Raw genomic sequence first — 17,587 nt, 5'->3', positions numbered from 1 at the left:
TATTTTGGGGTGAGCCTGGCAAAGGAGGCTGGCCAGGCATGCGCGAGGGCGCCGATGTTCTTTTTGATCCGCATGGCCTTCTGGCTGGCCCTGATCCTGCTCATTCTGCCCATCGGCCTGACCAGCGATGGCGGGCGGCAGGTGGGCGCGTGGCAGGCCCTCAGTGCCGTGCAGGCGGCCATCGCCGACGCGCGCGGCTTCTGCCAGCGCCAGCCGGACGCCTGCGCCGTGGGCGGGGAGATGCTCGGCCATCTCACCGACAAGGCCCAGGCCGGCGCCAAGTGGGTCTATGACACCATCGGCACGCCGAAGGGCGAGCACGGCAAGGCCGACGCCCAGGCCGCCCCCGCCGAACCCGCCCGCCAGAATGCCGGCAAGGACGGCGAAGCCTCCCACGACCTGACGCCGCAGGACCTCGCGCCGGCCTGGGCTGTCGAGCCCGCCCGCGCGGCGCCCCCGGCCGCCCCCGGCATGCCCCTGCCGCCGCGCCGCCCGGCCTGAGTTTCCTCCGGCCGGCGCGTTGCTTTCAACGGCGGACGACTGACCCTATATGTCTGAGGCTCCCGGCGCCGACGGACCGGGCAGGCACGACGACAGACGGGTTCCCGCTATGGATGCAGGCAAGACGGCCGAGGATCTGATCGAGGATTTCGAGTTCCTGGACGATTGGGAAGACCGCTACCGCTTCGTCATCGAACTCGGGCGGGCCCTGCCGCCATTGCCCGAGGCGCAGCGCACCGAGGAGAACAAGGTCCAGGGCTGCACCAGCCAGGTCTGGTTGGTGGGCACACGCCGCGAGGGCCCGGACGGGCCGGTCTTGGAATACCAGGGCGATTCCGACGCCCATATCGTGCGCGGGCTGGTGGCCGTGCTTCTCACCATTCTGTCCGGCCATTCCGCCGAGGACATATTGAAGACCGACGCGCTCGCCGTGTTCCGCCGCATCGGCCTTGAGGGGCACCTCACGCCGCAGCGTTCCAACGGCCTGCGCTCCATGGTGGAGCGCATCCGCGCCGACGCCCGGGCGGCGCTGGCCGCCGCCTGAGCGCGCGGCGCGGCCGTCAGGCGGCGGCCGGCGTCGCCAGCGGGTCGGAGCCGTAGCGGTTGAAGCCCGCTGTCCCCCTCTGCATGGCGAAGATCAGCAGCACCAGCGCGCCGATGATGGTGAACTCCAAGAGGAGCCACCAGCCGGTGCGGTCGATGTCGTGCAGCCGTCGCACGGAGACCGCGAAGGACGGAATGAGATGGGCGAGAAGGACCACCGCGCCGATCGGCCCCTGGTGGTCGAGGCCGGTCTGGAAGATGAGCAGGTCCAGCAGCGAGGCGGCAATGGACAGCACCACGAACACCAGATGGAAGACCCAGTATTCCCCGCGCCGCGAGCGGCCGGAAAACGTCGCGTACTTCCTCATCGCAGCAAGATAACCGTCCATCCCGTTCCCCCTCGGTCCGACGTGGCAACATGGTCCGCCGATCAAGCGCGCCGTCAATACATGTTTCGCCGGCAGCGCCCCGAACGGACGCGCGCTCCACAGCCCAGGCGCGCCCTCCCCCGCCGCGCTCAGCCCCCGGGCGGCGGATCGGACGCCCGCCACGCGCGCGACGCCACGCCGCCGCGCCCCACCGCCGCGCCGGCGAGGCCGTAATGCGCGGCGAGGCGGTCGAGCCCGAGGCCGAGCACCACCTTGGCCGTGCGCGCCGGCCAGCCGCGCTCCCCCTCCACGTTTTCCAGTCCCTTGAGGAAGCAGCACACGTCGAGCACCACCCCGGACAATTCGGGCCCGACGGCACCGACCGCCGCCGCAACGCGGGCCTTCGCCGCCAGCACGGCATCTGAGAAGCTGCCGGGACTGCCACCGCGCGCCGAGCCGAGCGCGGACCAGTCGCTGCTGATACGGGGCGTCAGGCTGGCCCGGGTGAAATCGAGCCGCAGCCTTTCCCCGGCCTGGAACTGGGCCGGTGAGATCAGGGGCTGCCCATCGCGCCCCTTGCGGCGGGCGAGCCAGCCCAGCGGGCTTTCGTCGGCCTGCACCAGCACCGCCTGCGGCCGGCCGTCCACCACCATGGCGCGCACCTCGCGCCGCCGCCGCGCCACGGCGCCCTCCGGGCGCGCACGGACGCTCTCCTGCGTCATCCCCTCCGCCCGGCGCGGGGCCTCCCGGCGCCCGGTCATCGGCCCACCGCCCAGCGCAGGAGATATTCGATGTCCGCCACCTGGGCGTCGAACGCGGCGTCGTCGCGCCGGTCCTCCACGCGGCGGCAGGCATGGGCCACGGTGCGGCGATCCCGCGCGAAGCCCACGGCCACCTGGCATTGCGACAGGCCCAGCGCCACGTGGGCGAGATACATGGCGAGCTGCCGCGCGCCGGCCACCGGCGCCTCCCGCGTCGGCGTGGCCATCACCAGATCGGCCGCGCACTGCTGCTGCCGGGCGGCGAGCAGCACCGCGAGCCGGCACAGCAGCAACAGGTCGGCCGCGCCGGCGGAGACGGCGCCCCCCGTCCCGTGGCTGCCCGAGGCACGGGCCGATGCGGCCCGGCCCCACGGCAGGCCGGCTCGGAACAGCGATGAGGCCCGGCGGCGCCGCAACGGCACCGCGCGGACAGAAGCATTTCGTGCCATATAGTCCTCCGCAATCAAGGATTAATTTCCTATATCTTGCGCAAGGATGGCACAAGGGGAGATAAGTCCCCCGCACGGCCGGGACCGTGAAATGAATTTAATTATTTGATTTTAAATCATCTTATCGATTCGCCGCGGCGTATCGGAGCGGCAAAAACTAGGAACTTATCCCCACCATCACGCCCATGGCGCATCGTGGCATCCGAAAGGATATGCCATGCCCCAGACCGCAGACGCCCCACCCCTCACGACCGACGCCGCGAACACCGGCCGACGCCCTGAACAAGATCGGCAGGATTGCCGGCAATACTTCGATACTGGAGAGGGACAACTAACGCCCCGCCGCCACGGGCGGGACCGCCGGCCGGCCACGGCGGGAGGCAGGCAGCGCGGGCCGGCGGCGATCCTGGCCTTTGCCGCCGGCGATCGGGAGGCGGCGATCGGCCAGCGCCTGGCGGCGCTGGTGGTGTTCGCCCGCACGCGCCCGGACATCCTGGCGGCGCTGCGCGCCTCCCGGCAGGCCGCGCGTGCAGGGGCGCGGGGCTATGATCCGGTGCGGCACGCCGCCCTGTGCCGGCTGGCGAAGGCCGCGGGCGCCCGTGAACCCGCCGAACACAAAAAAGGCGCCCGCGGCCCGAAGACCGGCGGACGCCTCTCGATCTGACCGCCCTGGCGCGGCGGGTGCCTCAGCGGCGACGGCGGCGCTGCTGGCCGAGGCCCATCTGCTTGGCAAGCTCGGAGCGGGCGGCGGCATAGTTCGGCGCCACCATCGGATAGTCGGGCGCAAGGCCCCACTTCTCGCGATACTGCTCGGGGCTCATGTTGTATTGCGTGCGCAGGTGGCGCTTCAGCGACTTGAACTTCTTGCCATCTTCCAGGCACACGATGAAATCGGGGGTGACCGACTTCTTCAGCGGCACGGCAGGCTTCAGCGGCTCGGGCGCGGGCTCGCCCTCACCCTTGGAAACGCGCTGGAGCGCAGCATGCACCTCGTTGATGAGGTTGGGCAGGTCCGCCGCCGCGACCGAATTGTTGCTGACGTACGCAGAGACAATATCCGCGGCCAGCTCGATGTAGGTGGTCGATTCCGTTGCTTCGCTCATGGGTCTTTCTTCAGGTTCGAAACGAAATTCAAGACGGTACGCTTCACCGCGGCGAAAATGTCGCCCCCTAACGCTGCTGCGCGCGCTGCGCAGCGACCACACAGCGATTCGAGCGAGCGCCGCTGCTGCCTACCTATGTTGATCCGACATGAATTGCAAGTTCATTTTCCCCAAAATCAGGGATCTTCTTCCCTGCTCTTTTACAAACGCCGCCAAAGGCTCCGGCAGCACTACAACGTGTAAAGACCACATGACGCATCCTTCATGTGCGGTGCACAGCTTGCGGTGACGAAGCCGCATTGCGGTGCGCGGGTGCTTGCGCCGGCGCCGCCGGATGCCTACCTGTCGCGGCAAGAATTTCGCCAATATGTTTCGAAAGGCGCGCCATGGCCGACGATGTCTCCCAGCAAAAAGTCCTGCGCAGCGAGGAAGAGTGGCGCAAGGAACTGACGCCCGAACAATATCGCGTGATGCGCCAGCACGGCACGGAGCGGGCCTTTACCGGCCCGTATTGGGACGAGAAGCGGCCCGGACTTTACGAATGCGCCGCCTGCGGCGCGCCGCTGTTCAGTTCGGACACCAAGTATGAGTCCGGCAGCGGCTGGCCGAGCTTCTTTCAGCCGCTCGATCCGGCGGCGTTGAAGAATGTGGAAGATCAATCGCATGGCATGCACCGCGTCGAGGTGCGCTGCGCCCGCTGCGATGGACATCTGGGCCATGTGTTTCCCGATGGGCCGCGGCCCACGGGCCTGCGTTTCTGCATGAATGGCACCGCCCTCAACCTCAAGCCCGAAGGCGAGGGACCCGGTGCTGCCTGAAATCCCGCGCGCCCCCCGGCGCCCCACCACCCGCACCGTCCACGGCACCGCCCTCACCGACGCCTATGCTTGGCTCCGCGCCGACAACTGGCGCGAGGTCATGCGCGACCCCGCCGTCCTGGCCGGCGACATCCGCACCTATCTCGAAGCCGAGAACGCCTATAGCGACGCCGCCTTCGCACCCCACGGCGCGCTGAAGGACGGCCTCGTCGCCGAGATGCGCGGGCGCATCAAGGAGGACGACGCCAATGTCCCCTCCCCCGACGGCCCGTTCGCCTATTATTCCCGCCACCGCATGGGCGGGCAGCACCCCCTGGTGTGCCGCAAGGCGCTGCCGGAGGGGGACGAGGCGATCCTGCTCGACGGCGACGCGGAAGCCGCCGGCAAGGCCTATTTCCACCTCGGCCCGGTGCGGCACAGCGCCGACCACCGCCGCCTCGCCTTCGCCGCCGACGAGGCGGGTTCCGAGCTGTTCACCATCCGCGTGCGCGATCTCGCCAGCGGGCAGGACCTGCCGCTGGCCATCGCCGACACCACCGGCGACCTGCTGTGGGGTGCCGACGGGGCGACGCTCTATTACATCCGCCGCGACGCGGAGCACCGCCCCTCGCTGGTCTACCGCCACCGCATCGGCACCGACCCGGCGACGGACGAGCTGATCTACCAGGAGCCGGACAAGGGCTTCTTCGTCTCGCTGGGCGAAACCCAGTCCAAAGCCTTCGGCCTGATCGCCTGCGGCGACCACGAGACCTCCGAAGCGCATCTGCTGGACCTTGCCGACCCGGCGGCGCGGCCCCGCCTCGTCGCCGCCCGCACGGTCGGCGTGCGCTACGACGTGGAGCATCATCCCTCGGTGAAGGGCACCGACAGCCTCGTCATCCTGACCAATGCGGACGGCGCCGAGGACTTCAAGATCGTCACCGCGCCGATGGCCGATCCCGCGCGGGCCAACTGGCGGGACCTGGTGCCCCACCGGGCGGGGCGGATGATCCTCTCCCACACCGCCTATCGCCATCACCTGGTACGCCTGGAGCGCCAGGACGGCCTGCCGCGCATCGTGCTGCACGCCTGGGCGGATGGCGCGGAGCATGCCATCGCCTTCGCCGAGGAGGCCTATTCGCTGGGCCTCAACGGCGGCTACGAGTTCGACCCCGCCACCCTGCGCTTCACCTATGCGTCCATGACCACGCCGTCCGAGGTGTGGGCCTATGACATGGCGGCGCGCACCCGCGAGCTTCTGAAGCGCCAGGAGGTGCCCAGCGGCCATGACCCGGCGGCCTATGTGACCCGCCGCCTGTTCGCCACCGCCCCCGACGGCGAGCAGGTGCCGGTCTCGCTGCTGTACAAGGCCGGGACCCCGCTCGACGGCTCGGCGCCCTGCCTGCTCTATGGCTATGGCGCCTACGGCATCGCCATGCCCGCCGGCTTCTCCACCAGCCGCCTGTCGCTGGTGGATCGCGGCTTCGTCTATGCCATCGCCCATGTGCGCGGCGGCACCGACAAGGGCTGGCGCTGGTATGCCGACGGCAAGCTGGCGAAGAAGACCCACACCTTCACCGATTTCATCGCCGCGGCGGAGCACCTGGTGGCGCACGGCTTCACCCGGCCGGAGCGCATCGTGGCGCAGGGCGGCTCGGCGGGCGGCATGCTCATGGGCGCCATCGCCAACATGCGGCCGGATCTGTTCGCCGGCATCGTGGCCGAGGTGCCGTTCGTCGACGTGCTCGCCACCATGCTGGACGACACGCTGCCGCTCACCCCGCCCGAATGGCCGGAATGGGGCAATCCCATCCGCGACCCGGAGGCGTTCCGCACCATCCTGGGCTACTCGCCGGTGGATAATGTGCGCCCGCAGGCCTATCCGGCCATCTTCGCCCTGGCCGGCCTGACCGACCCGCGCGTGACCTATTGGGAACCGGCGAAATGGGTGGCCCGGCTGCGCGAGGCGAACACCTCGTCCCGGCCCATCCTGCTGCGCACCAACATGGAAGCGGGCCACGGCGGCGCCGCCGGCCGGTTCGACCGGCTGGAGGAAGTGGCGCTGGTCTACATCTTCGCGCTGAAGACCGTGGGCCTGCTGGAGCCTCGAATGGAGAGCGTTCCGGCCTGAGAGATCAGCCTTGCAGGGCGGTGAGCGTGACCGTCTCGCCGTCCTGCGAGAAGCCGAGCACGAGGCCGCAGTCGCGGGCCAGCAGCCCGGCATAGAAAGGCTGCACCGCATGGGCGTCGAGGCCGCCCTCGGGCGGAATGCCCTCCAGCAGCGGCACCACCGTCTGCGGAATACGGGCGCTGACGCCGGTGGCGGCGATGGAGAAGCCCATCTCCGGGCCGGCGCCGACCGGCGCCACCTGGATGACGCCGCCGCGCGGCACGGTCATGCCCGACAGCAGCATCAGGTTCAGCAGCAGCTTCACCCGGTTCTTCGGCAGCAGCTCGCGCGGCAGCATCCATTCGATCTTGGTGCGCGCGTCCTCCATCATGCCGCGCACCACCTGCTCGGCGTCGCCGAGGTCGAGGCTGGCGCGGGCGGAGCCGGCGGCGCCGAAGGCGAGGCGGGTGAACTGGAGGCGGGCGGAGGCCTGCCGGGCGCTCTTGGCGATGAGATCGAGCGCCACCTCGCGCATGTCCGGCGCGTCCTCGTCCTCCAGCACCTCCAGGCCGTTGACGATGGCGCCGACAGGGCTGATCACGTCATGGCAGACGCGCGAGCACAGCAGGGCCGCCAGATCGAGGGCCGAGATGGACAGCGTGAGGGACGAGCCGGTGGGCGCGGAAGACATGGCGTATCCGTTAGCGGTTCCGAGACGGCGAAGGACGCGAAACCGAGGGCGCACACATCATGATGCAGCGCAACCGAATCCCGCAGAACGGCGCGTGCGCGCTCTGATATACCCGGACTTCGCCGGCTACAAGCATAAGCGCCGGCGTGCGGCTGCCCTCTTGCCCGTTGCCCTGCCCGTTCCCCTGCCCGGGATTTGGCTCTAAAAGCGGCCCGGTTCCCCGGCGCCGACGCTGCATTGCGGCATCGGCCGCTCCCCTCCTGCCCCGGCCTGTCCATGTCGCTGCCCGCCCCCGAGGATATGAAGCTGCTCGCGGCGCTCGCCCGCATCGCCCTTGATGCCGGCGGCGCGATCCGCCGCATCGAGGCGGCGGGCATCACCGCGCGCACCAAGGCGGATGCGAGCCTGGTGACGGACGCCGACCAGGCGGCCGAAGACCTGATCTGTCCGGCGCTGGCCGCGCTGCTGCCGGACGTGCCGATCATCGCCGAGGAAGCCATGTCGGCCGGCTGCGACGTCACCATCGGCCCGCGCTTCCTGCTGGTGGACCCGCTGGACGGCACCCGCGAATTCGTGTCCGGCAACGGCGAATATACCGTCAACATCGCCCTGGTGGAGCATGGCACGCCCACCTTCGGCGTCGTCTACGCCCCGGCGAAGGGCCTGCTCTATGCCGCGGCGCCCGGCGGCGCCTTCAAGGCCGACCGCGCCCCGGAGGCGGAGGTGGCGTCGGAAGGCTGGACCCGGATCCGGTGCCGCCCGCGCCCTTCCGGTCCGCTGCGCATCGCCGCCAGCCGCTCGCACGCCGATCCGCAGACCCGCGCCCTGATCGACAGCCTGCCGGTGGACGCCTGCATCTCCGCCGGTTCGGCGCTGAAGTTCGGCCTGCTGGCCGACGGACAGGTGGATCTCTACCCGCGCCTGTCGCCGGTGATGGAATGGGATTCGGCCGCCGGACACGCGGTGGTGGCCGCCGCCGGCGGACGCCTGCTGCGCCCCGACGGCCAGCCCCTGACCTACGGGCATCCGGAAAACGGCTTCAAGGTCGCCGGCTTCATCGCCGAGGGCGCGCCCGCTCCGGCCTGAGCGGGTGGCGGCCGGTCGCGGCGGCGGTAACGGTGGCAGCCTTGCGCCCCGCCTTCTCTGCGTCACAGTGAGACGCAACAGTGCAAGGCCGATTCGCGGCTCTTCCGTCCGACGCCAACCGCGAGATCCCGCATGACCATCCCGCGTTTTTCCCTGGCCCGCCTTGTTGCCGGGCTTGCGTGCCTCGTTGCCCTCGCCGCCCCGGCGGCGGCCCAGCAGCAGGCCCCCGGCGGCCAGCCCGGCACATATTCAACCAACGAATTGGTGACCAAGGGCCATTCTTTCTTCGGCTCGGTCTCGCGCGGCCTCGCCTTGACCATCGAGAAGGCGGTCAACCAGTGGGGCCAGCCCAACGGCTACATCCTCGGCCAGGAGGGCACTGGCGCCTTCGTCGGCGGCCTGCGCTACGGCGAGGGCGTGCTCTATACCCGCAATGCCGGCGACCTGAAGGTCTATTGGCAGGGCCCGTCCATCGGCTGGGATTTCGGCGGCGACGGCGGCCGCACCATGATCCTGGTCTATAATCTGCGTACCGTGGACGACGTGTTCCGCCGCTTCGGCGGCGTCACCGGCTCGGCCTATTTCGTCGCCGGCTTCGGCATGACGGCGCTCACCGCCGACAATATCGTCGTGGTGCCCATCCGGTCCGGCGTCGGCGTCCGGCTCGGCGCCAACATCGGCTATCTCAAATTTACCTCGCAGCCCACATGGAACCCCTTCTGACCAGGCTCGCCGGCGCATACGTAAGGGATGCTTAAGTCAAGTGAAGCGGGTGGCGGTGCTACGCGGTGGCACGCCGCCCGTTTGCATGGCATGAATGGGCCTCGGCGGGGGTGAAAGCGCAGGTTTCGCGTGATCGAACAGATCATGTTCTTTGCATTGGGCCTATTGAGCGCGACCCTGGTCGCGCTCTTGGTGCTGCCTGCCGTCTGGCATCGCGCGGTGCGCCTGACCACGCGGCGGGTGGAGGCGGCGGTGCCGGTCTCCATCTTCGAGATCCAGGCGGACAAGGACCAGCAGCGGGCGGCCTTCGCCTTGTCGCAGCGGCGGCTCGAGCTTCAGCTCGACCAGACGCGGGCGGCCATCGTGGCCCAGGCGGCGACCATCGAGGAGCAGCGGCTCCAGGTGTTCGACCTGGACAAGCGCCTCACCGCCAAGACCGCCGCGCATGAGGCCCTCACCCTCGCCCATGCGGACCTGGAAGCCCGCTTCGCCACCCAGGGGGCGGAGCTTGCGGACAAGACGCTGCTGCTGGAGCAGGCCACCACGACGCTGGCCAACACCCGCGCGGCGCTGGCCGCCACCAGCACCGCGCTGACCGAGCAGATCGGCCGCACCGAGGAGCTTCAGGTCACGCTGGCCGAGCGCGACGCCGCGCTGCTGGAGCGCGATGGCCGGATCATGGAGCTGGAGCGCGGCCTCGGCGATGAGCGCGCCGCCCATGTCGCCACCGACGCCCGCCTCAAGGACACCGAGACCCTGCTGTGGCAGGCGCGGACCGATGCCGGCGCGGACGCCGTCAAGGCAGCGGAGACCGAGGCGCGGCTGTCGTCGGAACTGAGCCAGGCCCGGCGCGCGCTGATGGAGAAGATCCAGCAGAGCGAGGAGCGCGGCACCGCGCTGGCCGAGCGGACCGCGCGCGTCGCGGAACTGGAGGCCGCGCTGGCGCTGGCCACCCAGGACCTGGAAAGCACGCGCAGCGCGCTGCATCTGCTGGAGCACCGGCGCAGCGAGGAGTTCACCGCCTCCCAGGGCGAGACCCGCCGCCTATCCGACGCGCTCGACATGCTCAAGGCCGACCACGCGATGATGAGCGAGGCGCTCGACCGCGCCCGCGCCGCCCGCGACGTCCCGGCCCCGCCGCCCGGGGCCGCGCCGGCCCAGATCGTGCCCCAGGCCGCGCCTCGGGCCGGGAACCGGGACGCGGCGGCGCCCGCCATGGGCGACGCGGAGCGCTCGGCGCTGAAGGAAACCATTCTCGATCTCGCCGCCAAGGTGGCGGCTCGGGCGGCCGATGCCCCCGGCTCGCCCCTGCCCGAGCTTCTGGCCCGCGCGGACACGGCCGAGGCCGGTGCCAACGGCCTCACCCTGGCGGCCCGCATCCGCGCCGCGCGCGCGGCGGACGAGGTGCCGGCGGACGAGGGGCTGGAGGCCGGGATACCGGACACCGAGACGCCGCCTTACGTTCCGGCCCGTCAGGCCGCCGGCGAATAGCACGCCGCCGGGTCCGCGCGGCGGTTCAGGCGGAGCCCCCAAACGCAGAGCGGCGCCCGAAGGCGCCGCCGAGGAGAAGCGGACCGTCCGCTTGGATGCATCGTCGGCGATTGGCCGTCAGCCGGGGCTCACCAGCGGCGGCCGCAGACCTGCACCCAGCGCGGCGGGCCATAGGGGCGGGACTGGCGCACCCAGTAGCAGCCGCCGCGCGGCGGCGGGCCCCAGCCACGGGCCCACGGCGGCACCGGGCCGCGCGGCGGGCCGGGCACCCAGTTGCAGCGCGAGGGGCCGCATACCCAGGCGGCGGGCTCCACCGGCGCGCCGGCCACCGGAGCGGGCGCCGCTCCGGGCGAGATCGGGCTGGCGGCCTCGGCGGCCACCGTGCCGAGCGCGAGCGCGCCGAACAGCGCGGCCGCGCAGAGAGTGGCACTTCTCATCTTATTTCTCCCACCTGACCAGACGGCACGCAAAGGTGCAGAGCTGAAATCGACAAAGCGTGACCTTTGTTCCCTCCAGCCGGGCCGTTCGTCGACTGATTGCTTAAGCAATCATGAATGCCACCGAAGGCCCGCGCCGCCGGTTCGCCATCGGATACTTGCCACTTTGGCGAAATTACGCCACCCGCACTGCGCCCACCGCGACGCAACGTCATGCAACGATGCGAGACGTGGAATTTATTCGGCTTCGCTCCGGCCAAATCGGCGGAAAACCGGGCGTCCTGCGCCGGGCGAAGCCTTGTCCCCAGGCCTTGAATCGTTTTAGCCCGCATGCGTTCTTCCGCTTGCGGGCGGCGGCAATCCTTGCCAGGGATGGGCGGGGACGGCAGCGCACCGAGTGGCTTGATGATCGACAAACTGGAATACCTGATTGCCCTCGCGCGGGAACGCCACTTCGGCCGCGCGGGCGAAGCTTGCGGCGTCACCCAGCCGACGCTCTCCGCCGGCATCAAGCAGTTGGAGGACACGCTCGGCGTGCTGCTGGTGCAGCGAGGCTCCCGCTTCATGGGCTTCACGCCGGAGGGGGAGCGCACGCTGGAGTGGGCCCGCCGCATCGTCGCCGACAGCCGCGCCATGCGCCAGGACATCGATGCCCTGAAGCGCGGCCTGTCCGGCCCGCTGCGCATCGCCGCCATTCCCACCGCTCTGCCCATGGTGGCCGCGCTCACCACGCCGTTCCGCGCCCGCCACCCGGACGTGCGCTTCACCGTCATCTCCTCCACCTCCATCGAGATCCTGAACCATCTGGAGAATCTGGAGATCGACGCCGGCCTGACCTATCTGGACAACGAGCCGCTGGGCCGGGTGAACACCGTGCCGCTCTATCGCGAGCGCTACCGCCTCGTGACCGCGCCGGGGGCCAAATATGGCGACCGGGACAAGGTGACCTGGGCCGAGATCGCCGAGCTGCCCCTGTGCCTGCTCACCCCCGACATGCAGAACCGCCGCATCGTCGACGGCCTGCTGGCGGCCTCCGGCGCGGTGCAGAAGCCGACGCTGGAATCCAATTCCATGATCGTGCTGTTCACCCATGTGCGCACCGGGCAATGGTCGAGCGTCATGCCGGCCATGCTGGCGGACAGCCTCGGCCTGACCTCGCAATTGCGCTCGATCCCCATCGTCGAGCCTGAGATCACCCACTCCATCGGCCTCGTGGTGCCGCATCGCGAGCCGACGACCCCGCTCACGGCGGCTTTGGTGGCCGAGGCCCGGCGCATCGCCCCGCGCCTCGACCAGGACCTGGGCGCCGGGCGCGACCCAGCGCTCGCCACCCTCTCCCCGTAGGCCGCCGGCGGCTCAGAACGTCCAGGCGAGCCGGGCGGTCAGGCCGTTGTCCGAGAGCGATCCGCCCCACTGGCCGGCGTAGGACACCGCCAGCATGGCGGCCGGCGACAGGGCCACCGACAGGCCCGCCTCCAGCGCCAGCGCGTCCTGCGCCAGCGGCACGCCGGAGACGCTGAACGGCGCGCTGCCGGCAAAGGCGAGCGTGGCCGTGGGATCCACGTCGCCGAAGGCATGCCGCCAGCCCGCCATGCCCTGGACCGTCGCGCGCATGGTGCCGAGCACCACGTCCGTATCGGCCCGCAGGCCCAGCGTGGTGAAGGTGACGCCCGCATGGGTGCCGCTGCCGGACAGAGCGGCGATGCCGCCGCTCTCCGCGATGCCGCCGCCCGACACGTTCACATAGGCCAGCGCCGCGAACGGCTCCAGCGCCGCCGGCCCGAGGCCGACCCGCCAGCCCACGTCGCCGAACGCCTGGATGGCGCTCAGGTCCTGGCTGCCGGACAGGGCATTGACGAGGCCGGGAATGGCGATGACCCGCGCCGTGTCCACGTCCGAATAGGCATAGGCCGCGCCGAGGCGCACGCCGAGGGCGCCGAATTGGGCCCCGCCATAGAGGCCCGCATGCACGGTGTCCGCATCGGCCGAGGCATTGCGCGCGCCGACCGTGAGGCTGCCCTGGCTGTAGCCGCCGAAGGCGCCGATCCGGTAGGCCTCGCCCACCGCCCCGTCGATGCCGGTCAGGAACCCGCCGATGCTGCGGTCGAAGCCCGCCGCATTGCCGTCGCCGGACACCGAGCCCCAGGACCCGAAGGCCCGGCCCCACACGCCGTTCGGCTGCGCCGCCGCCCCGCCCGCCGCCGGCGCGGTGCCGAAGGCCTGCCGCAGCCGGTCCACCACCGCCGCGCGCACGAAGCGGCTGTCCTCCAGCGCGCCGGTCAGCAGCGAGCCGTAGAGGTCGCCGGACAATTGGTCGAAGGCGCCGCGCGCCAGCGCCTGCGTCGCCAGCGAGCCCACCGTGTCGTGCAGCAGGTTGCCGGTGGGCAAGGTGTCGAGCGCGACCGCCGTGGCGACCTGGTTCGGCGTCTGCGCGGCGCTGGCGAAGGCCCGCATCTGCGCCACGTCGAGAAAGAGCGTGCCCGACCCGGTCTCCAGCGTCACCCCGTAGAAGGCGGAGATCATGGCGTCGCCGAGCAGGGTATAGCTGCCCGTCACGCCGCCGCTGGCGGTGAGGATGGTGAGGCGCGCGCCGGGCGTATAGAGCCCGCCGATGCCGGCGACCGAGAGCAGGGCGCCCTCGGCGATGGTGGCCGTGCCGCTGACCGTGATGAGGTCGGCCGTGCTGCCGGACACCTCGGCCCGGTAGAGCGAACCGGCCGCCTGGGTGAAATTGCCCGCGACGGCGATGGTGCCGACCGAGTTGCCCGGCGCCACCACGCCGCCGGACAGGATGGCGAGCGTGCCCACCGTGCCGTTGCCGGCGAGCGTGCCGCTCGCCTCCACCTGCGCGGTGCCGCCCAGCGTGCCGGCCAGCGACAGCGTGCCGGCGGTCACCCGCGTGGTGCCGGCGAAGGCAGAGGCATCCCCCACCAGCGTCACCGTGCCAGTCCCGCTCTTGATGAGGCTGCCCGAGCCGGTCAGCGTGTTGGCGAAGGTGCCCGCCCCGGACTGGTCCAGCACCAGCGTGCCGTTGTCCAGGATAGCGCCGCTGCCGAAGCTCGCCGTGGTGCCGGCGAGCGTGCCGCCGAGGATGCGAGTGCCGCCGGAATAGCTGTTGGCGGCGGCGAGCCGCGTGGTGCCCGCGTCCACCTCCACCGTGGCGAGGCCGGCGATGACCGGCGCGAAGGTATAATCCGTGGCGGTGTGGTTGAAGACGATGCTGCCGGTTCCGTTCACCACCGTCACCGAGGCGGCGTTCAGCGTGCCCGGCGCCACCGGCGCGCTGCCCGCGGCGGCGCCGATCACCAACTGGCTGGTGGACGGCCCGAATGCGTTGCCCATGGCCACCGCGCCCGCCGTCACCGTCCCGCCGTCGGCGATGACGAGGGTGGAGGACACCCCGCCCATGGCCAGCAGCCCGGCGACGGTCAAGGTGGAGCCCGCGCCATTGACGGAGACCGCTCCCACGTTGCCGCCGTCGGCGATGGAGAGGGTCTGCGCCGTGACGGTGCCGCCATTGCTGATCGCCAGCAGGCCGGTGCCGTCGGTGCCGACGAACAGCCCGCCATTGACGCTCCAGCGCGACCCGGCCCCATCCACCGAGACCGCCCCGACAGCGCCTGGGCTGAGGCCGAGGCCGGCGGTGCCGGAGCTGACGCTGGCGCCATCGGAGACATCCAGCTCGCCATAGCCGCCGAAGCCGACATAGAGCAGGTTGCTCACCGCCAGGCTGGAGCCGGCGCCGCTGACGCCGAGCAGGCCCGTCGCCGTGGACTGCCAGCCGATCACGGCATCGTTGGCGCTGACCCCGCCGCCGCCGGTGACGGTCAGCAGGGCGCTTCCCGACGCGCCCACATAGAGCACGCCGCTGGTCCACTGGCTGCCCGGCCCGGACACGCTGGCCTCGCCCGGCGTCCCGAACAGATAGCCGATCACTCCCGACGCATCGGCGAGCTTCGCCCCGTCGGACACGGTGAGCGCGCCATAGCCGCCATAGCCGATCACCACCGCGTTGGAGGACGTCCAGGCCGTGCCCGCGCCGCTGAGATCGAGCTGCGCCACCGGCGCGCCGAGGCCGTTGCCCACCAGCGTGTCGCCCGCGGTCACGGCGGCACCGCCGAGCACCTCCACGGTCCCGTCCGTATTGATCGTCACCGTGCCGGCGGTGTCCCAGCGCGCCCCGGCGCCGGCGACCACCACCAGTCCCGGCACGGCGAGCTGGCCGATACTGGCGCCGGTGTCGGACACCCGCGCCCCGTCGCTGATGATGAGCGTGCCCTCGCCGGTCCCGCCCACAGTCAGCGTGCCGCCGATGATCCAGGCGGACCCGGTGCCGAGCACGCCCACCTGCCCCACGCTGCCGCTGTTGCCGATCACCGCCGCGCCGCCGGTGGTGACCACGCCGCCGTCGGCGATGGTCATCGCCCCCTGCCCCAGCACACCGACGGTCAGGCTGCCGGCCACGTCCCAGCGCGAGCCTAAGCCGGTCACGGTCATGCTACCGGTCTCGCTGCTCACGCCCACGCCCACATCGGCGTCGCCCGCCGTGGTGATCGCGCCGCCCGCCGTCACCGCCACCATGCCATTGGTGCCGACGGAGAAGGCCCCCGTCACGTCGAGCCGCGAGCCGGCGCCGCTCACCTCCACCGTGCCGCTGGGCGACAACAGGCCCGCAACGATCATATCGCCGGTCGAAACGCGGCCGCCGTCCTCGATCCTGAGGTCGCCGGAGCCGAAACCGCCCACCTGCAGCCCCCCGGCATTGGTCCAGGAGGAACCGGCGCCGGTGATGGTCACGGTGGCGAAGGCGGTGTTGGTCAGTTCGCCCAGCACCGCGCCGCCGGAGGCGAGGGCGGCACCGTCCGACACCTCCACGGTGGCGGCGCCGTTGGTGCCGATGCCGAGCGCTCCGCTGCTGGTCCAGGCCGAGCCGCCGCCGGACAGCACGACGCCGCTGAACGTGCCCGCGGTCACGCCCACGCTGCCGGTGGCGCCGGAGACCGTCGCCCCACCGATGACGATCAGCCCGCCATCCGCGTCCACGCCCACCGTCACCGCGCCGCCGTTGACGAGGCCGGTGCCGCTGCCCGCCGCCGTGAGCGTGCCGGCGGCGCCGCTGCCGATCAGCGTGTTGTCATAGGCCGACACCACCCCCGCCGGCAGCGTCTGCGTGCCGGTGACAACCAGGTCCGCCGCCCGGCTCCCCGCCCCCGCCGCCAGCAGGGCGACCAGCGAGGTGGAAGCGGCCAACAGGCGCGGCGGAAGCGGGCGGGGCATGGCGGGGCTCCGGAGAAGGCGGGAACGGGGGATCTGGAAATCGGCTGTAGCAGGTTCGCGCGCGGCGTCTTGATCGCGCTTGCGGTGGGCCGGCTTGCGGCCGGCTCAGCGGTCGGTGGGCACGCGGACGGTCACCGCCACCTGATGCCCGGTCTCCCAGGGCGGGGCGCGGTAGATCACATAGGCGGGCGTCTCGCCGAAGCCGCGCCGGGCACGGGGCAGCCAGATGACGCAGACGCCGAAGATGGCCTCCGCGATGAGGTGCTGCGGCCCGGCCAGATCCAGGCTGGCGAAGAAGCCCTCGCGCATGTCGAGCCGCCGGAACGGCGCGCGCAGCGCCGGCAGGCCGAGGCCGGGATCGATGATCGCGCAGTCGTAGCGCATGCGCTCCGGTCCGGTCAGCGCCGGGTCGTCATAGAGGATGCCCACCGGCGACAGGCCGTCGAGGCTGACGCCGGCGGCCTGGAGGGCGCGGGCGAAGCGGCGCCAGTGGTAGGGGATCAGGTCCAGCCCGCCGTGGAAGCGCATGGCGATGAGCCGTGCGGCCGGCTGGCGCACGGCGGCGGTTCCCTCGACCAGGTCGTGATGCAGCCGGCGCGGCGCCGGCGTCGATGCCAGGACCATCGCGCGCATACGGCTCGGCGTCATGCCGAAGCGGCGGGAAAAGGCGCGGGTGAAGGCGGGCTGGCTGTTGTAGCCGGTGCGCAGCGCCGCATCGAGAATGCCGGTGGAGGTGCGGCAGATGATGGTGGCCGCATGCTCCAGCCGGATGCGGCGGGTATAGGCGCCCAGCGTCTCGCCCATGGTCTCGGCGAAGCGGCGGTGGAAATGGAATGGGCTCAGCCCCGCCTGCCGCGCCACCGTGTCGAGGTCGGTCACCACCGAGAGGTCGGTCTCGATCCGGCCGAGCACCGCCAGCAGGAAGCCGTCCTCCACCGCCTCCGGCGGGACGCCGGCCGCCGGCTCGGACTGCCAGCGGGTCCAGGCGTGCCACGCCTGCCGCTCCTCGACGAAGGTCTCGCCCAGACGCTCGTAGGAAAACGCGTCCGGCCCACTCTCAAAAGACTTGTGCATCCCCGGGGCAATCCTGGTCGCGACGGAACGCACGGCGGCCGAAAAAGCCGCCGCCCATTGCATCACCCTGCCGCCCCAACCTGCCGTTGTACCGACGAAAAATCGGCTCAACAGGCGTTGCGAACCTAGCTGCGCCGGCCCGCCTTGTCACCGCACAGCGGGCTACCGCAAGGTCC

Annotated in this window: 18 protein-coding genes; 9 read left to right on the top strand and 9 right to left on the bottom strand. The window is 71.2% G+C overall.

Annotated elements, in window-relative coordinates; translation table 11 throughout:
- Window positions 1-54 precede the first annotated feature (54 nt).
- Both YU1_RS0108395 and YU1_RS0108390 read left to right on the top strand, forming a co-directional pair.
- Window positions 55-501 (top strand): DUF5330 domain-containing protein, encoded by a 447-nt coding sequence (locus tag YU1_RS0108395; RefSeq protein WP_029003686.1) that lies wholly within the window; start codon window positions 55-57, stop codon window positions 499-501.
- 109 nt (window positions 502-610) lie between these two features.
- Window positions 611-1,045, top strand: a complete 435-nt coding sequence (locus YU1_RS0108390; protein WP_029003685.1) for a SufE family protein — start codon at window positions 611-613, stop codon at window positions 1,043-1,045.
- 16 nt (window positions 1,046-1,061) lie between these two features.
- Here YU1_RS0108390 and YU1_RS0108385 read toward each other — a convergent pair whose 3' ends face one another.
- The 3 genes from YU1_RS0108385 to YU1_RS34365 form a co-directional block, all read right to left on the bottom strand.
- Window positions 1,062-1,433 (bottom strand): DUF805 domain-containing protein, encoded by a 372-nt coding sequence (locus tag YU1_RS0108385; protein WP_029003684.1) that lies wholly within the window; start codon window positions 1,431-1,433, stop codon window positions 1,062-1,064.
- A 128-nt stretch (window positions 1,434-1,561) separates the two neighbouring features.
- Entirely contained in the window at window positions 1,562-2,134 is a 573-nt protein-coding gene (locus YU1_RS0108380; protein WP_425339141.1) for a DUF6456 domain-containing protein, read from the bottom strand.
- A gap of 35 nt (window positions 2,135-2,169) precedes the next feature.
- The gene (locus YU1_RS34365; RefSeq protein WP_245263266.1) at window positions 2,170-2,622 is read right to left on the bottom strand and encodes a helix-turn-helix domain-containing protein; all 453 of its coding nucleotides are present in this window, start codon (window positions 2,620-2,622) and stop codon (window positions 2,170-2,172) included.
- A gap of 217 nt (window positions 2,623-2,839) precedes the next feature.
- Between YU1_RS34365 and YU1_RS33395 the strand changes: the two genes are divergently transcribed.
- Window positions 2,840-3,286 (top strand): hypothetical protein, encoded by a 447-nt coding sequence (locus tag YU1_RS33395; protein ID WP_156922008.1) that lies wholly within the window; start codon window positions 2,840-2,842, stop codon window positions 3,284-3,286.
- Between the two features lie 22 nt (window positions 3,287-3,308).
- Here YU1_RS33395 and YU1_RS0108365 read toward each other — a convergent pair whose 3' ends face one another.
- The gene (locus YU1_RS0108365) at window positions 3,309-3,725 is read right to left on the bottom strand and encodes a Ros/MucR family transcriptional regulator (RefSeq protein WP_029003681.1); all 417 of its coding nucleotides are present in this window, start codon (window positions 3,723-3,725) and stop codon (window positions 3,309-3,311) included.
- Between the two features lie 386 nt (window positions 3,726-4,111).
- On the opposite strand from YU1_RS0108365, the gene msrB reads away from it, so the two are divergent.
- Together msrB and YU1_RS28575 are read left to right on the top strand one after the other, a co-directional pair.
- A complete protein-coding gene (gene msrB / locus YU1_RS0108360) occupies window positions 4,112-4,543 on the top strand; it encodes a peptide-methionine (R)-S-oxide reductase MsrB (RefSeq protein WP_029003680.1) in 432 nt (143 codons plus the stop codon).
- The gene (locus YU1_RS28575) at window positions 4,491-6,653 is read left to right on the top strand and encodes a S9 family peptidase (RefSeq protein WP_051356641.1); all 2,163 of its coding nucleotides are present in this window, start codon (window positions 4,491-4,493) and stop codon (window positions 6,651-6,653) included. The genes msrB and YU1_RS28575 overlap by 53 nt, the downstream gene beginning before the upstream one ends.
- Before the next feature lie 4 nt (window positions 6,654-6,657).
- Here the strand turns inward: YU1_RS28575 and chpT are convergent, their stop codons facing one another.
- The gene (gene chpT / locus YU1_RS0108350) at window positions 6,658-7,323 is read right to left on the bottom strand and encodes a histidine phosphotransferase ChpT (RefSeq protein ID WP_029003679.1); all 666 of its coding nucleotides are present in this window, start codon (window positions 7,321-7,323) and stop codon (window positions 6,658-6,660) included.
- 276 nt (window positions 7,324-7,599) lie between these two features.
- Between chpT and cysQ the strand changes: the two genes are divergently transcribed.
- The 3 genes from cysQ to YU1_RS0108335 all read left to right on the top strand — a co-directional run bounded on the left by cysQ (window position 7,600) and on the right by YU1_RS0108335 (window position 10,623).
- Window positions 7,600-8,409 carry a 3'(2'),5'-bisphosphate nucleotidase CysQ gene (gene cysQ, locus YU1_RS0108345; RefSeq protein WP_029003678.1) on the top strand — a complete coding sequence of 270 codons (810 nt, stop codon included), beginning with the start codon at window positions 7,600-7,602 and terminating at the stop codon, window positions 8,407-8,409.
- Window positions 8,410-8,541: 132 nt separating this feature from the next.
- The gene (locus YU1_RS0108340) at window positions 8,542-9,132 is read left to right on the top strand and encodes a DUF1134 domain-containing protein (RefSeq protein WP_035714527.1); all 591 of its coding nucleotides are present in this window, start codon (window positions 8,542-8,544) and stop codon (window positions 9,130-9,132) included.
- Between the two features lie 144 nt (window positions 9,133-9,276).
- Complete coding sequence (locus tag YU1_RS0108335; RefSeq protein ID WP_210163759.1) at window positions 9,277-10,623, top strand: coiled-coil domain-containing protein; 1,347 nt, start codon at window positions 9,277-9,279, stop codon at window positions 10,621-10,623.
- A 128-nt stretch (window positions 10,624-10,751) separates the two neighbouring features.
- Here YU1_RS0108335 and YU1_RS28570 read toward each other — a convergent pair whose 3' ends face one another.
- Window positions 10,752-11,060, bottom strand: a complete 309-nt coding sequence (locus YU1_RS28570) for a hypothetical protein (protein ID WP_035714525.1) — start codon at window positions 11,058-11,060, stop codon at window positions 10,752-10,754.
- Window positions 11,057-11,476 carry a hypothetical protein gene (locus YU1_RS34220; protein WP_210163758.1) on the bottom strand — a complete coding sequence of 140 codons (420 nt, stop codon included), beginning with the start codon at window positions 11,474-11,476 and terminating at the stop codon, window positions 11,057-11,059. The genes YU1_RS28570 and YU1_RS34220 overlap by 4 nt, the downstream gene beginning before the upstream one ends.
- Here YU1_RS34220 and YU1_RS0108325 point away from each other — a divergent pair.
- Window positions 11,466-12,404, top strand: a complete 939-nt coding sequence (locus YU1_RS0108325) for a LysR family transcriptional regulator (RefSeq protein ID WP_029003675.1) — start codon at window positions 11,466-11,468, stop codon at window positions 12,402-12,404. The two genes, YU1_RS34220 and YU1_RS0108325, sit on opposite strands and share 11 nt — an antisense overlap.
- A 12-nt stretch (window positions 12,405-12,416) precedes the next feature.
- Here YU1_RS0108325 and YU1_RS0108320 read toward each other — a convergent pair whose 3' ends face one another.
- Window positions 12,417-16,337, bottom strand: coding sequence for an autotransporter outer membrane beta-barrel domain-containing protein (locus tag YU1_RS0108320; protein ID WP_029003674.1), 3,921 nt, complete (start codon window positions 16,335-16,337; stop codon window positions 12,417-12,419).
- Window positions 16,338-16,442: 105 nt separating this feature from the next.
- A complete protein-coding gene (locus tag YU1_RS34705) occupies window positions 16,443-17,411 on the bottom strand; it encodes an AraC family transcriptional regulator (RefSeq protein ID WP_051356640.1) in 969 nt (322 codons plus the stop codon).
- Between the last annotated feature and the right edge of the window lie 176 nt (window positions 17,412-17,587).

Origin of the sequence: Azorhizobium doebereinerae UFLA1-100 (assembly GCF_000473085.1) — a bacterium.
Lineage (GTDB): Bacteria > Pseudomonadota > Alphaproteobacteria > Rhizobiales > Xanthobacteraceae > Azorhizobium > Azorhizobium doebereinerae.
The sequence above is the reverse complement of the archived record's forward strand: the minus strand, read 5'-3'. Positions and strand labels throughout refer to the sequence as shown.

Bases quoted from the DNA above. Each gene is read 5' to 3' on its own strand.
- YU1_RS0108325 (WP_029003675.1), top strand. From the start codon at position 11,466: ATGATCGACAAACTGGAATACCTGATTGCCCTCGCGCGGGAACGCCAC.
- YU1_RS28575 (WP_051356641.1), top strand. From the start codon at position 4,491: ATGGCACCGCCCTCAACCTCAAGCCCGAAGGCGAGGGACCCGGTGCTG.
- YU1_RS28570 (WP_035714525.1), bottom strand. From the start codon at position 11,060: ATGAGAAGTGCCACTCTCTGCGCGGCCGCGCTGTTCGGCGCGCTCGCG.
- msrB (WP_029003680.1), top strand. From the start codon at position 4,112: ATGGCCGACGATGTCTCCCAGCAAAAAGTCCTGCGCAGCGAGGAAGAG.
- cysQ (WP_029003678.1), top strand. From the start codon at position 7,600: ATGTCGCTGCCCGCCCCCGAGGATATGAAGCTGCTCGCGGCGCTCGCC.
- YU1_RS34705 (WP_051356640.1), bottom strand. From the start codon at position 17,411: ATGCACAAGTCTTTTGAGAGTGGGCCGGACGCGTTTTCCTACGAGCGT.
- YU1_RS0108335 (WP_210163759.1), top strand. From the start codon at position 9,277: ATGTTCTTTGCATTGGGCCTATTGAGCGCGACCCTGGTCGCGCTCTTG.
- chpT (WP_029003679.1), bottom strand. From the start codon at position 7,323: ATGTCTTCCGCGCCCACCGGCTCGTCCCTCACGCTGTCCATCTCGGCC.
- YU1_RS0108390 (WP_029003685.1), top strand. From the start codon at position 611: ATGGATGCAGGCAAGACGGCCGAGGATCTGATCGAGGATTTCGAGTTC.
- YU1_RS0108380 (WP_425339141.1), bottom strand. From the start codon at position 2,134: ATGACGCAGGAGAGCGTCCGTGCGCGCCCGGAGGGCGCCGTGGCGCGG.
- YU1_RS0108385 (WP_029003684.1), bottom strand. From the start codon at position 1,433: ATGGACGGTTATCTTGCTGCGATGAGGAAGTACGCGACGTTTTCCGGC.
- YU1_RS0108395 (WP_029003686.1), top strand. From the start codon at position 55: ATGTTCTTTTTGATCCGCATGGCCTTCTGGCTGGCCCTGATCCTGCTC.
- YU1_RS0108365 (WP_029003681.1), bottom strand. From the start codon at position 3,725: ATGAGCGAAGCAACGGAATCGACCACCTACATCGAGCTGGCCGCGGAT.
- YU1_RS33395 (WP_156922008.1), top strand. From the start codon at position 2,840: ATGCCCCAGACCGCAGACGCCCCACCCCTCACGACCGACGCCGCGAAC.
- YU1_RS0108340 (WP_035714527.1), top strand. From the start codon at position 8,542: ATGACCATCCCGCGTTTTTCCCTGGCCCGCCTTGTTGCCGGGCTTGCG.
- YU1_RS34365 (WP_245263266.1), bottom strand. From the start codon at position 2,622: ATGGCACGAAATGCTTCTGTCCGCGCGGTGCCGTTGCGGCGCCGCCGG.
- YU1_RS0108320 (WP_029003674.1), bottom strand. From the start codon at position 16,337: ATGCCCCGCCCGCTTCCGCCGCGCCTGTTGGCCGCTTCCACCTCGCTG.